Here is a 13962-nt window from a genome sequence, read left to right on the forward strand (position 1 = left end):
TATAGTACTAGTACTATATAATATAATGTTATCATTTTTATTATAGTTATGCAACAGATAGGAATGCTTTATATATTTTTAAAAAATAATTTGATATATAAATATTAGAAATAAGACGATTCTACTTAATTATTACAATAAAAAAGAGGGGGTAAGCCCCTCTTTTTTTTATTTTATAATCCTTTTTCAGCGAAGTTCTCAGCTATCTTAACAACTAGTTTTGCACCAGCTTCCATAGCTTCAACACTTACCATTTCATTTCTGCCGTGGAAGTTGATTCCTCCAGCAAATAGATTTGGACAAGGTAGACCCATAAATGATAGTCTAGCACCATCTGTACCACCTCTTATAGGTATTACATTAGGTTCTACTCCTATTGCCTTCATAGCATCGACTGCAAGGTCTACAACAAACATATGCTTTTCTACTATTTCTCTCATATTGTAGTAGCTGTCTGTAATTTTTACAGATATTCTATTGTCATGTTTTGCTGACAATTCATCTATAGTATTCTGGAAGAAAGTCTTTCTTTCTTCAAACTTTTCTCTATTGTGATCACGAATGATATAATTCATCATTGTTTCATCTGCATTTCCCTGCATATCATTTAAATGATAGAAACCTTCGTATCCTTCTGTTGTTTCAGGTCTTTCATTCTTAGGGAAAGCATCCATAACGTCTGCTGATATATAGATTGAGTTTATCATCTTATTCTTTGCAGAACCTGGATGAACATTTCTACCCTCTATAGTTACAATTGCAGATGCTGCATTGAAGTTTTCATATTCCAGTTCTCCTAGTTCACCACCATCAAGAGTATAGGCATATTTAGCACCAAACTTTTCTACACTAAAATCATCTGCTCCAGCTCCTATTTCTTCATCTGGAGTAAATCCTACCATAATATCACCATGCTTTATTTCAGGGTGGTTCTTTAGATATTCTATACCTGTAATAATTTCAGCTATACCAGCCTTGTCATCTGCACCTAACAAAGTACTTCCATCAGTAACAATTACTGTCTGTCCTTTGAAACGTTCGATTTCAGGATAATCCTTTAATGAAGTAACTATTCCCTTATCTGCATCCAAAACTATATCTTTACCATCATAATTTTCTATTATTCTAGGCTTGATATCCTTACCTGATATATCTGGACTTGTATCCATATGTGAGATAAATCCAATTGGACTTATTCCTTCAGTATTTGCTGCTAGCTTGGCCATTATGTAGCAGTTTTCATCTAGAGTGACGTCCTCTAGCCCTATTTCTTCAAGTTCCTTAACTAATACCTTAGCTAGATCAAACTGCTTCTGTGTAGATGGACTACTACTTGAGTTTGGATCAGATTGTGTATCAATAGAAACATAATTTAAAAATCTTGATAAAACCTTTTCTCTCATGTCGACCTCCCAAAAAATCTAATTAAAACCATATTATGATTTCACACTAATATTATAACATTAATTGTTGTTATTTTTGTTATTTTCTAAAAATTTATATCTATTTTTTTTTATTTTAATATCATTTCATTTTCTAATTTTTAAATTCATATATTTTTTTAGAAAATTATCACATTATAATAAGAAGAAAAATCAGCTTTATTTTTGATTTATATTTTTCATAGGGAATTTTTACCTAATATTCAAATATATAATCGATAATTTTATAATTCAACGCTTGCTTTTATGTTATAATGTTATTTGTAAATTATTCTAGCGCCTATAGCTCAACTGGATAGAGCTGCAGACTTCGGATCTGTGAGCTGTGGGTTCAAATCCTACTAGGCGCGCCATTATTTTTTAGAGGTGTTTAATATGTATGTACTTTTCAGAGATGATATGCTCGATAGTAAAGATATAATAGAAAAAATTAATAGTAATACTGATTTTAAGGTTGTTACTGACCTTACAAATGCTACAAAAAGAGAAGATGTTATGAGCTTTAAGATGTCTATTCCTGTAGAAAAAATCCTTGAAAATACAAAGTTTGACTGGGAAAATGAAGAACTTGTAAATGATATATTCTCAAAAACTGAGGGTTTTACTAAAGATATTTTAGAATTTTTCCCAAAGTATACTGTTGAAGCATCTTCAGCCTACAAGTGGGAGGAATTGGAAAATTGTATCTATATTGTGGTCGTTATTGCTAATATAGATATCAAATTAAAGAAATTAAAACTGGATATTTTACCAAGAATGATGAGACAGGTGGATTAATTTTCCACCTGTTTTTATATTTATTTTATCCTTTACTAACAACTTTAAAAGAAATATAAATTAAATAAACCGTAGGAAATTCCTACGGTTCATTTGTACACAAATATATTTAGTTTATCGATTTTATTACTCAGTTATTTCTCTCTTACACTCACCATTTCTTGAATGTTGATGTTTTCCATTACATTTTCTTTCCTTATTTCTGCAATTTTCACCACTCATATGCTCATGATGTCCACGGTGTTCATTTCTACACTCTCTGTTTTCCCCTCTATTATCATGATGATTTCTTTTGCATTCTCTATTTTCTAAAGAATTTTCTCCAGACTTTCTACATTCATGATGTCTCCCCGAAAATTCACCTCTATGTTCGCCATTACAGTTATTGCCATGACCTTCACCCATATGATGATTCCCCTTACATTCATGATCTTGACCAAAGCCTTCGCCTTTAGATCCACCATGGTTGCAATGATGTCCATGACCATGCATATCCATACCCTTGCCACAATGACCCTTGCCATGGTGTCCAAAACCTCTTCCCATTTCCATTAATTCTTCAACCTTTTCTGATCCCATTCTTCTACAAGCTGATTTCATCCATTCCTCCATATCGTCTCTATTATCATTACCAATGATACTTTCTAGTGTTTCTATTAATCTGACCAAATAGCCATCTAATATTTCTTGTTCTTCTTCATTTAAGCAGTCGAACACCTCACCTAGATTATTTTCTTGATTTTCTTCTTTATCTTTACCCTTGCCTTTTTCTGTAATGTATACAAGCATTACTCTCTTGTCTTCTTCAGATGCCTTTCTTTCTACATAGCCGCTAGCTTCAAGCTTTCCAAGTAGTTCATTTAAAGACTGAGTTCTAATTCCAAGTAAATACGCAAGATCCTTTGTACTAATTCCGGATTGAACCTTAAGCATTGCTAATACTCTTCCTTGACCTCTTGTTACATCTGAATTCATACCGTTTATTTCTCTATTTATCATATGGTATCTATGTAACCCATGTTGTAAAGTTGATAGCTTTCTATATATTTCCATTTGTTTTTCATTCATATGATTTCCCTCCTCAATATCTAACAGGTACCTTATGAATCTAAGTATAACAGGTACCTTCTATATTGTCAACACAAAAATAATTATTATCAAATCATACATATTTGTATAGCTTTTTATTTACATATACTTATATTAGACAATATAAGTTAACTAATTTTAGATTTTATACAGACTCCTATACACATTCATATTCGGTGTCAATTACTCTACAGTTCTCAGCCAAACCTTCCTGATATTTTATTTAGATATCTTCATATTAGACTCTCAAAGCTAATATTATATAACTGATTTAGAGAGTAAAATATCTACTCATATATGCATTTATATATATATATATCTGTCTATTTATTCTATGACCAATTGTCTATATGTCTTATATGTTCTGTAAATATAGATACACACTTTGAAAACCTCCATGTATCTTTTACTTATATGTCTTCTATGTTGGTACTATTATTATGTTATTTATCATTTTTATATTCTTCTTCTATAGTATTTATGTCTTTATTTTTTGTATGTTATTTTTATTAATTATATATACCTTTATACAAAAATATATTAATTACTATAAAAATAAAATATTTTTGATTTAAGTATTGACAAATATCAACTACAAGTGTAGACTATTATATAATGAACAACTAGAATTATATGTAAAGGAGGATTATTTTATGAGAATTTGTAATTGCAATATAACAGATGCCGAATTAGAAGTGATGAACATACTATGGGAAAAAGACTCTACAACTAGCAGAGAAGTTAGCAGTATTTTAGAAAAGAAAAAGGGATGGAAAAATACAACTGTCAAAACACTTTTAAGTAGATTAGTAGAGAAAGAATTCTTGGAGACAGAGAAAATAAGCAACTACTTTGTTTACTCACCTATAGTATCTCAGGAGTCTACTCTAGAATATTTGACTAGAAATTTCAATTCAAATATATGCAGTAAATCAGTTGGAGATGTAATTTTTCAGTTGATAGCTGACAATGATCTATCTTCAAAGGATATAGCAAAACTAGAAAAGCTTTTGGAAGAAAAAGCTCCAAATGATAACATACAATGCAACTGCATACCAGAGGACCATTAATTTATTATCCACTATAGATAATGATTAATTTATAAATTCTAATTAATATGTTTGAGAGCATTTAATGGAAACAAAAAAAGAAACTCCTGTAAAAGGGAGTTTCTTTTTATTTACTTTAAACTTATAAATATCTTTTCTTTATATTATACTTATATGTTTAAAATAGCTGCCGCTTCTTATCTTTAGCTACTATATAAATTGTATTGGCTTCTTATTTTTTCGTATTAATTTAATTTTTTTTAAAAATTTTAAAAAACTTATTGACAAAGTTAGACTACAGGTGTAGACTATGCATATAGTTTACACCTGTAGTCGTTCAGTTGAATGCGATCAGAATAACTCAGAAATTATATTAACAATAATACTAAATATTATGTTTATTTAATAAGTACTAATCATTTATATAGTAGCTTATAAATAACATTTCAACTAAATTCAAGAAAGCATTTTACAAATTATACTATACAAACTAAATTTAAAAAGCTACCCTAATTTCATAAGCTATATGGATCATTATATTTAACTATATTTAGGGTATCTATTAACAAAAGGAATAATAATTAATAAATTAAGGAGGTAATTACATGGAAACTGAAAAAATTCTTACTGTCGAAAACCTTACTAAGGTTTTTTACAAAAAAAATGGCGAGGCGCACACTGCCGTTGATGGTGTTTCATTTGACTTATTTAAGGGTGAAATATTCAGCTTTTTAGGTCCAAATGGTGCTGGAAAAAGTACTACTATCAATATGTTGACTACTCAACTTTCAACTACAGGTGGCGAAATTTATTTCCAAGGAACATCGCTACACGACAATCCTATATATGCACGTAGCAAAGTAGGGATCGTGGCTCAGCACAATAACCTTGATAGAGGTCTTACTGCTATAGAAAACTTAATCTATCACGGTATATATTTTGGTATGAGTAAATCTGACGCCAAGAAAAGAGCTGAAGAGTTGCTTAAAGACTTCGGGCTTACTGATTGGAAAAATGAATATGTAAAATCATTTTCTGGAGGAATGGCTCAACGTCTAAAGATTGCTCGTGCTATTATGCATAGACCTGATATATTATTTCTTGATGAGCCGACTACAGGACTTGATCCAGCTTATCGTGAAGTCTTATGGGAACATGTTTTAAGGCTAAAAAACGAATATCAAACAACTGTATTTTTAACTACTCACTATATGGAAGAGCCTGAGCGTTTCTCAGATAGAGTAGCAATTTATAACAAAGGTAAAATAAAAGCAATAGGAACTGTAGAAGAACTTCGTAAGCTAGTACCTTCTGAGTCTATTGTTACACTTCAGCTTGAAGAGTTACCTCCACTTGCAATGAAGGAAATTTTATTACTAGATGGAGTAAATAATGTTTCTCAGAAAGATGAAAAAACACTTATAGTTTATGTTAGTGAAAGTAAAAGTATATTAAATAGACTTATAAATTGGGTAGAAGAAAGAAAATTGATCTTAGAAAATATTAACCTAAGCACAACAACACTTGATGATATCTTTATTTATTTGACAAATGATAAAAAGGAGAATTAAGCTATGAATGAAAATATAAATATAAACACTAAAAAAGTTTTTTTTACAATGGTAAAAAGAGATTTATTGATACAATCAAGAGACTGGCTTGAGTTCGTCTTTCGTGTGGCTATGCTTCCATTTATACTTATCTTGATATATGGATATGTACTGCCACGTATAGGCGTTTTGAGTACAGATTTTCCAAACCAAATGTTTCCAGGTATGTTGGGGATGAGCCTTTTGGTCACTGGGATTCACGGTACAGCTGTTCCACTATCAATGGACTTTAACAACTCCAGAGAAATAGAGGATCGACTTCAGGCACCCGTTGATATTAGAATCACTGCACTTTCAAAGATGTTTGTGGGAATTATTGAGTCATGGATTGGAGCATTAATTGTTCTTCCAATATCACTTGTATTTATGTCAGCACACCTAAACTTCTCTATGACTCCAATGGATCTAGTTGCAACATTAGGAATAGTATTACTAAGCTCTATAACATCAGCTACTCTAGGTCTTTTGGTAGGTACTATAGTAAAGCCTATGCAAATTGCTGCTATGTTCCCTGGATTTTTAATGCCACTTATTTTCTCAGGTGCTATATTCTTCGATTGGAAGTCTTTAGCTCCAGTACCTATTTTTAAGGCCATTACACTTTTAAATCCTTTAGTATACATAAATGAGGCTCTAAGACATACTATGAATATTGGAGATGGATTGCCTTTAATAGTATGCATAATAGGAATTTTGGTATTCACAGTTATTATGGGCTACTTTGGAATGAAGAGATTCCGCAAAATGGCTGTTCGTTAATAAGTTACACTAATATATTAAGATACTTTCTTTAAACTCCTCTTCTAAGTTTACTTTGATTGTTTTAAGAATTTATCTTTAATATATTCTTAGTTTTAGTTTGTGATTTCTCTCATCTTACTGCACCTGGCTCAAATATGAACACAGTAGAATGTAAACTCCTAACAAAATCATTTTGTAAGATGAGTTTTGAAGTCTATAGATTTAAAGAGTTGAATCAATTTGATTCAACTCTTTTTTATTTTTCACTTAAATTATAATCTAATTATTTACTATTTCTTATTTCTAAAAACAGTAAATAATTCAATAAAAATATCTCATAAATTGAATATCGCTAAAACAAGCTTTTATAATTTTTTTAAAAGTAATGAATACAGATATATGAGTATTTAGATAAAACTTATTACAATGACTAGACAATTATAATCTATGAGATTATAATGTTATTTAGAATTAAATAAAGAAGGTGATGAAATGAAATTTAAACAGATTAGTAAAAATATTTACTACCTTCCACAAATCAAAGAAAAAGACTATCCCAACCTTGGATACATCAAAGGTGACAATTATTCTATTATGGTTGACGCTGGTGCATCTTACAAACATGTAAACTCTTATAATAAGTCCTTAATAGAGTTAGGTTTTGAAATGCCCGATTTTACAATAGTAACTCATTGGCATTGGGATCATACTTTTGGCATGAATGCCTTAAATTCGAAGACTGTAGTTCACGAAAAAACTAATGAAAAATTAGAAGAAATGTCTAAATGGTCTTGGACAAGAAAAGATATGAATTATAGGCTTAAAAACAACATTGATATACCTTTTGCTCATGATAATATATTAAAGGAATTTAATGATTTATCTGAGATTAAAGTTTTAAAAGGTGATATTGAATTTGAAAATAATTTAAAATTTGATTTGGGAAATTTAGTAGTAGACGTTTTTCACACAGAAGCACCTCATTCTAATGACAGTGTATTAATTTATGTAGCTAAGGATAAAGTATTATTTTTAGGAGATTGTATAAGTAAAGATTATTATAACAATATGTATTATGATTTAGAAAAATTGAATATTTTAATAAAAAATTTAGAAAAAATTGATTTTGAAATCGGAATTTTAGGGCACAATGATCCTATTGAAAAAGAAAATTTAATTAATGTTTTAAAATCATTTTTGAAATAAATCAGAAATAATTAATTAAATAGTAATTTATAAAAACTATATTAAAAAGAGAATGAATATATATTCATTCTCTTTTTATTTTATATTTACAATAAAAAAAGCGATGTCGTCACACCGCTTTTATCTATATCAGTTTTCACAAATATATTTACTTTACTGCTCCTCTTAAAGCTGAAGATAGCTGATCTGGACATGATGTATTCTTTCCACCACATGTAATCCCCTGAAGTCTATCTGCAACGTCAAGAGCCTTTTCTCCCTTTACTAGAGATGTGATACCTAAAGTGTTTCCAGGACATCCTCCAACGAAAACTACATCTTCTATTGTATCATCATCATTTAGTACTATCTCCATCTCTTTACAACAAACTCCAGATGGGTTAAATTTAATATTCTTCATATATTTTCTCCTTTCAAATTTTGATTTTTTCTTTAGATTTCTAATTTAAAGAAAAACTACATTACCATTCTAACATTGATAAGCATTAACAACAAGCAAAATATAACTGAAAGTGAATTCTTATATAAGAAGTATATATAACATAACATTCAAATAGTCTTTTTCTATCTAACTTTGTAATTTCTAGCTCATTAAAATCTACTCACTAAATATTTGAATATGTTTACTATTTTTCTAAACTTTCTAGATTGGCTAATAAAAATCTAAAAAATTACTTAATTTCTATTATTTACTAGTTTAAATATTTAACAGTACATTTTTATTTAAAAATATTAATTCTATATCAAGCTGCATATGTTCAATTTTATTTGAGACGTTCGATTTTACTTTTTTTAGGAACGACTATTGCCATTATAATGTACAATATTAATCCCACTCCACAAGATAGTGAAATCACCACCCATAATATTCTAATTATAGTTGGATCTATATTGCAATACTCTGCTATACCACCACATACTCCTGCAATCATTACATCATCTTCTGATTTATATAGTCTCTTCTGCACAACACTCTCTCCTATCTCAATATAATTATTTAAACATAAAATTTTTATGAATCCTTATATATATTATATTACATTCTAAAAAAGATTAAATCAATCATTTTTGTTGTTTTTTTTAATTCACTATAAATTTTATTTTATATTAATTTTTCCAAAAACTTCCTTTAATGATTCGATTTCTAATCTAATAACAATTGTTCTACTTTCTAAAATTTTATTTCTATTAAATACTGCTTCAATTAATATGTTTTTATTTTCTGATTTTATTTTACAATTAATATTTATTTTATTGTAATTAATACATTTATTTGATAATATAATCTAATGCAAATTTGTTCGAATAAATTTATATATTTTAGGAGGTTTTATAATGGCTCAACATATAATTGTAGTAGAATATGATCCCAAATGGGAAGATATGTTTAATATTGAAGCTCAAATAATCAAAGATATCCTAAGTGACAACTGTGTCGAAGTATTTCATATAGGAAGTAGCGCAGTTAAAGGTCTAAAGGCCAAGCCGATTATAGATATTATGCCAGTAGTAAAAAACTTATATGAAGTTGATAAACTATCTAGTGAATTTGAAAAAGTAGGATATGAATATCTAGGCGAATTCGGTATGGAAGGAAGAAGATATATGAGAAAAGGCGGTGACAATCGAAGCCATCAGATTCATATATTCCAAGAATCAGATACATCTAACATCAATAGACACCTTGCAGTGAGAGATTTTTTAAGAAAAGATGAGAACTTCAGACTAGAGTATGGAAATTTAAAGGAAAGATTAGCCAAAAGATATCCTTATGACATTGAAAAGTACTGTGATGGGAAGGATGCTTTTGTAAAAAATTTAGAAAAAATAGCTCTAAATTGGAAAAGCGATCTAAATAAATAACTTTCTTCTATATAAGGATAGCAAATTTTATTTATTACAAAAGTACTTACAGTATATTAGTTCTATAGTGAAAGAAGTCACCAATTAATTGGTGGCTTTTTTATTATTAATAATTAAGCAGTTTTTTAAAGCCTTTATCAAATTTCAAATCACATTATTTTCCTATATTTTTTTATCAAGAGAGAATATTATTTTATTCTTTACCAACAATATTATCTATCTCATCTATAAATAATATTATCTTATGTTTTTTATAATCATCAATTTGCATATGTTGAATAAATCCAATTTTTATTCTATACTTATGTTGAACTTTTGACTATTATATCCTGTTTTGTCGAACTTTTGATTACAGACTCTGTTTTTGGTAAATATACAATAATAGAGATAATATTTATATACGATAATCTTTTGAAAGGAGGATGGCAAGAAATTTATGCCAATTTATATGAAAAAATTTATTTGCTTTGATATAGGTGGAACCTCTATAAAGTACGGGATTTTAAATGAAGGTGGTCAAATTCTGTATAAAAATAGTATGGCTTCCGAGGCAAGAAGTGTAGGAGGTATAGGAATTATAGAAAAGCTAATCGATAAAATCGATTATTACCAAAATAGCTATAAACTCTCTGGAGTAGCAATATCGTCTCATGGAATGATTGACTCGAAAAATGGCATTATACTCCACGCCGATGAACATTTAATCCCTGGATATTCAGGCTTAAAAGTCAAAAAAATTATTGAAGAAAAAACTTCTATTCCATGTGAAATAGAAAATGATGTTAATTCTGCTGGTCTAGGAGAGCTTTGGATAGGCAGCAAGGCTTCGTCTGACCTAGTGAGTATGATAGCAATAGGAACTGGTATAGGAGCCTGCCTAATGGAAAACGGTAAGCTAATCACCGGACATACTATGTGTGCTGGTGAGATTGGAAAGATAACTATCCCTGGTGGCCGATTCGAAGACGTGGCCTCTACATATGCAATGACAAGCTCATTGGAAAAAAAGCTCGGAAAAGATCCCGAAACAATTACTGGTAAAATGGTATTTGAAGAAATTGAAAAGGGAAATGAAATCGCTATAAAAGCTGTTGATGATATGATTGAAAGTTTGGCGATAGGAATCTCTACCCTTTGTTTTATATTCAATCCTGGAGTTGTAATTCTCGGTGGTGGAATTATGGCTCAGGAATCTTACTTTAAACCAAGACTCGATAAAAGAATAAAACATTACCTTCCTGATGTTATCTATAACGGCACTCAGATAAGATTTGCCAAATTAAAAAATAATGCAGGTATGGTTGGTGCTCTAAAGAACTTCAAGAATATACATAACTTATAAAATAATGCAATTTACTACTTTAGGGTGTTTTTGCATTGATATCTAAAGATGATAAGGGTTGCTGTAAAACAGACAGTAACCCTTTTTTTGATACCTTCATAATTAAAGTGTGTTAATCATGATTATAAACCTTACTTTCTTCACTTTAATAAAGTGTTTTTATCGTGAAAATGTTTTCACAAACTATATGCTCCACAGCTTGCAAAAACTAGAAAGTCATGAATCAAATTATTCACTTTCATGAGAAAAACATCAAAAATACACAAAAAAATCTTTTGAAGTTTTTTCTTATTAAATACAGTTTTACCTTATTTAAGTATGCAAAACTCAATCAAAAATAATTTAAAAATACTATTGCTTAATTAAGTTAAATTGATGGAAAATTTTAAAAATCCCTTATATTTTTTCTTTCAAAAAAGGGTTGACCTTTTAATTATAGGTGTTATAATAAAGATAGAAAGATAAATAAATAACAATACTTAATAGGAATTATAACAAACTTTTAAAGGGAGGTAACGATTATGAAAAAGGAATTATTAAAAATGGATGAAAGAATGAACAACGCTAACGAAAGACTTGATTTAACTAAGGATGAAGAAAAGTTCTTGAAGAATAATCTTCTTTACAGAATGATCATGTTATTCGACTAACTTCACTAAGAAACTAAAAGGAGACGTGATTTTAGACTCTAGATAGAAATTAGGTGGAATTTTTGGACAATTTATTAACAAGATAAAGTGGGCAGATTGATAAAAAATCTTGCCCACTTTTTTTAATTTAAAAAGTACTTTTTACTTACTTAATTAAGTTTTATATTATAAAGTTTTATTTTTGCCGTATTTTTCTATTATACCCTTTTTTTCATACCAAACTAATTCTTCTTTTTAATAGCGTTTTCTACTGTTAAATAAGCATTATTTCATTATTTTTTTGAAAAATTAGGTTAATAGCTCTTTTCTTATGTTTTTCATATGTATTTCTTTTGTTTGTGTGATGTTACTTCCTAGTGTATTATCTAACCTGACATCGAATCATTTTTAAGTGGCAAAGATCATGAATTTATGATAATATATATATTGTAGAAACTGAGTATTGCTAATTAAGTAAATCTTATTTTAATATACAGTAACTTTCTTTTATTGAGTATTTAAGCCTTTTGTATTTGAATTCAATTTCACAACTTACTCATTTTATAAACATAACATGTCTCCGTAGCTCAGTCGGATAGAGCACTCGCCTCCTAAGCGAGGGGTCGGAAGTTCGAATCTTCTCGGGGACGCTTAAAAGAGCTATAAAACTAATTAGTTTTATAGCTCTTTTATAATAAAATTACTCTTTCAAAACTAAACAGATAAATATCTCATTAATTTTTCTACAAATAACTATAACTTATCTAATCAGGTAAATTTGTCAGTTAGGTAATATTGATTGTTTGTTTAGTTGGTTAGTTGCTTAGTTGTTTGATTGATTGTTCATTTGATTGTTTGCTTGATTTATATATTGAGTTATAGATATCTTATTTGATAGATTGATCAATAATAATATAAACTATATGATAGATACAATGTAGACGTACAATCTACATTAAATTGGAATTATTAATGCTACAAAAATATACATTTCTTAATTAAGTTGGAGGTAACTTATGAATAATGATAAAATAAAGCGATTTGAAAATGCAGATGAAACTTTTAGATGTCCTATATGTAGATCGTATCTAAAACTAAAGGAAAAAAGTTTGAAGTGTGAAAATAACCATTCATTTGATATCGCAAAACAAGGCTACATAAATCTTTTAATGAATTCAAAGAAACAGAAATTATATGACAAATCATCTTTTGAAAATAGGAGGTTAATTCTTGAAAATGGATTTTATGATCACATTTTAAAAGAAATACTATTATTTTTAAATAATAATTCTATAAATAAAGTTCTGGATATTGGATGCGGTGAAGGTTTCTACTCAAATAAGATCAGTCAATTGTCTTCTAGGGCTTTGGAAATTTTTGCTTTTGATATAGCTAAAGACTCCATCGTATTAGCTACAAAGGAAGACTCTGATCGTTCAGTTAAGTGGTTTGTATCTGATCTTGCTGATCTACCTATACAAAACTCTTCTATAGACTGTATATTGGATATATTTTCACCTGCAAACTACAATGAATTTAACAGAATACTAAAAGATGATGGCTTTCTTTTGAAAATTGTTCCTGGAGAAAATCACTTAAAAGAAATTAGGGCAAGAGTAAAAGATAAATTAAATAAAGAAGATTATTCAAATAAAGATGTAATTAATTGCTTTGAAGAATCCTTTAAAATAATTGACCATAAAAAAGTTTCTGCCAGCTATAAACTTTCAACGGAAGAGAGGCATGCCCTTATTCATATGACTCCACTTCTATTTAATATAGATATGGAAAAAATTGACTGGAATGATATGAGTAGTATCACAATTGATGCGGAAATGTTGATTGGTAAGAAACTTGTGCCTTAGCTTATCTAGACACTTGATATAATTTGTCTATATTAATTTTTATAATAATCTGATAACTTATAAGTATAGTAATATATAGACAAGAATACTTGCTTATGCCATTGCAAGTATTCAGATGATAAAGAGGTTATAACATAAATTAAGCCTATATTTCTTTTATATCTACAAGTATCAGTAGATTAGAAATATTATGTTGTTTCGTTTTCACCTTCCTTTTTAATCATTTTAATCATTTTTAAAGCCACACAGGATCCTGTGTGGCTTTATTTTTAACTCTATATGCATTATTACTACATTACTACATTACTACATTACTACATTACTACATTACTACATTACTACATTACTA

General features: G+C 28.8%; 13 protein-coding genes and 2 tRNA genes. 11 read left to right on the forward strand and 4 right to left on the reverse strand.

Features of this window, described 5'->3' with window-relative positions:
* Positions 1–173 precede the first annotated feature (173 nt).
* The gene (gene pepT / locus RR561_RS08895) at positions 174–1403 is read right to left on the reverse strand and encodes a peptidase T (RefSeq protein ID WP_332507523.1); all 1230 of its coding nucleotides are present in this window, start codon (positions 1401–1403) and stop codon (positions 174–176) included.
* 315 nt (positions 1404–1718) lie between these two features.
* Here pepT and RR561_RS08900 point away from each other — a divergent pair.
* A tRNA-Arg gene (locus RR561_RS08900) sits at positions 1719–1795 on the forward strand.
* A gap of 22 nt (positions 1796–1817) precedes the next feature.
* A complete protein-coding gene (locus RR561_RS08905) occupies positions 1818–2219 on the forward strand; it encodes a hypothetical protein (RefSeq protein ID WP_332507525.1) in 402 nt (133 codons plus the stop codon).
* A gap of 126 nt (positions 2220–2345) precedes the next feature.
* Here RR561_RS08905 and RR561_RS08910 read toward each other — a convergent pair whose 3' ends face one another.
* Complete coding sequence (locus RR561_RS08910) at positions 2346–3287, reverse strand: MarR family winged helix-turn-helix transcriptional regulator (RefSeq protein WP_332507527.1); 942 nt, start codon at positions 3285–3287, stop codon at positions 2346–2348.
* Between the two features lie 674 nt (positions 3288–3961).
* On the opposite strand from RR561_RS08910, the gene RR561_RS08915 reads away from it, so the two are divergent.
* The 4 genes from RR561_RS08915 (at position 3962) to RR561_RS08930 (ending at position 7914) form a co-directional block, all read left to right on the forward strand.
* On the forward strand, positions 3962–4378 hold the full coding sequence (locus RR561_RS08915; protein ID WP_332507528.1) for a CopY/TcrY family copper transport repressor: 417 nt from the start codon (positions 3962–3964) through the stop codon (positions 4376–4378).
* Between the two features lie 584 nt (positions 4379–4962).
* Positions 4963–5928 carry an ABC transporter ATP-binding protein gene (locus RR561_RS08920; RefSeq protein ID WP_332507530.1) on the forward strand — a complete coding sequence of 322 codons (966 nt, stop codon included), beginning with the start codon at positions 4963–4965 and terminating at the stop codon, positions 5926–5928.
* 3 nt (positions 5929–5931) lie between these two features.
* Entirely contained in the window at positions 5932–6726 is a 795-nt protein-coding gene (locus RR561_RS08925; protein ID WP_332507532.1) for an ABC transporter permease, read from the forward strand.
* Positions 6727–7200: 474 nt separating this feature from the next.
* Positions 7201–7914 (forward strand): MBL fold metallo-hydrolase, encoded by a 714-nt coding sequence (locus RR561_RS08930; protein ID WP_332507533.1) that lies wholly within the window; start codon positions 7201–7203, stop codon positions 7912–7914.
* A gap of 148 nt (positions 7915–8062) precedes the next feature.
* Here the strand turns inward: RR561_RS08930 and RR561_RS08935 are convergent, their stop codons facing one another.
* Positions 8063–8314 (reverse strand): TIGR03905 family TSCPD domain-containing protein, encoded by a 252-nt coding sequence (locus RR561_RS08935; RefSeq protein WP_332507535.1) that lies wholly within the window; start codon positions 8312–8314, stop codon positions 8063–8065.
* A gap of 364 nt (positions 8315–8678) precedes the next feature.
* A complete protein-coding gene (locus RR561_RS08940; protein WP_332507537.1) occupies positions 8679–8882 on the reverse strand; it encodes a PspC domain-containing protein in 204 nt (67 codons plus the stop codon).
* A gap of 367 nt (positions 8883–9249) precedes the next feature.
* On the opposite strand from RR561_RS08940, the gene RR561_RS08945 reads away from it, so the two are divergent.
* The 5 genes from RR561_RS08945 to RR561_RS08965 all read left to right on the forward strand — a co-directional run bounded on the left by RR561_RS08945 (position 9250) and on the right by RR561_RS08965 (position 13613).
* A complete protein-coding gene (locus tag RR561_RS08945; RefSeq protein WP_332507539.1) occupies positions 9250–9777 on the forward strand; it encodes a GrpB family protein in 528 nt (175 codons plus the stop codon).
* 436 nt (positions 9778–10213) lie between these two features.
* Positions 10214–11119, forward strand: a complete 906-nt coding sequence (locus tag RR561_RS08950; RefSeq protein ID WP_332507541.1) for an ROK family protein — start codon at positions 10214–10216, stop codon at positions 11117–11119.
* 521 nt (positions 11120–11640) lie between these two features.
* Entirely contained in the window at positions 11641–11769 is a 129-nt protein-coding gene (locus RR561_RS08955; protein ID WP_278309094.1) for a hypothetical protein, read from the forward strand.
* A gap of 555 nt (positions 11770–12324) precedes the next feature.
* Positions 12325–12398: transfer RNA gene (locus tag RR561_RS08960), tRNA-Arg, on the forward strand.
* Positions 12399–12764: 366 nt separating this feature from the next.
* Positions 12765–13613: a putative RNA methyltransferase gene (locus tag RR561_RS08965; RefSeq protein WP_332507543.1), complete on the forward strand. Its 849-nt coding sequence runs from the start codon at positions 12765–12767 to the stop codon at positions 13611–13613.
* Positions 13614–13962 lie beyond the last annotated feature (349 nt).

The sequence above is a fragment of the Peptostreptococcus sp. genome, from assembly GCF_036639115.1.
Lineage (GTDB): Bacteria > Bacillota > Clostridia > Peptostreptococcales > Peptostreptococcaceae > Peptostreptococcus.

Excerpts from the sequence above, each read along its gene's own strand:
- pepT (WP_332507523.1), bottom strand. The coding sequence starts at position 1,403 with ATGAGAGAAAAGGTTTTATCAAGATTTTTAAATTATGTTTCTATTGAT.
- RR561_RS08905 (WP_332507525.1), top strand. The coding sequence starts at position 1,818 with ATGTATGTACTTTTCAGAGATGATATGCTCGATAGTAAAGATATAATA.
- RR561_RS08910 (WP_332507527.1), bottom strand. The coding sequence starts at position 3,287 with ATGAATGAAAAACAAATGGAAATATATAGAAAGCTATCAACTTTACAA.
- RR561_RS08915 (WP_332507528.1), top strand. The coding sequence starts at position 3,962 with ATGAGAATTTGTAATTGCAATATAACAGATGCCGAATTAGAAGTGATG.
- RR561_RS08920 (WP_332507530.1), top strand. The coding sequence starts at position 4,963 with ATGGAAACTGAAAAAATTCTTACTGTCGAAAACCTTACTAAGGTTTTT.
- RR561_RS08925 (WP_332507532.1), top strand. The coding sequence starts at position 5,932 with ATGAATGAAAATATAAATATAAACACTAAAAAAGTTTTTTTTACAATG.
- RR561_RS08930 (WP_332507533.1), top strand. The coding sequence starts at position 7,201 with ATGAAATTTAAACAGATTAGTAAAAATATTTACTACCTTCCACAAATC.
- RR561_RS08935 (WP_332507535.1), bottom strand. The coding sequence starts at position 8,314 with ATGAAGAATATTAAATTTAACCCATCTGGAGTTTGTTGTAAAGAGATG.
- RR561_RS08945 (WP_332507539.1), top strand. The coding sequence starts at position 9,250 with ATGGCTCAACATATAATTGTAGTAGAATATGATCCCAAATGGGAAGAT.
- RR561_RS08950 (WP_332507541.1), top strand. The coding sequence starts at position 10,214 with ATGCCAATTTATATGAAAAAATTTATTTGCTTTGATATAGGTGGAACC.
- RR561_RS08955 (WP_278309094.1), top strand. The coding sequence starts at position 11,641 with ATGAAAAAGGAATTATTAAAAATGGATGAAAGAATGAACAACGCTAAC.
- RR561_RS08965 (WP_332507543.1), top strand. The coding sequence starts at position 12,765 with ATGAATAATGATAAAATAAAGCGATTTGAAAATGCAGATGAAACTTTT.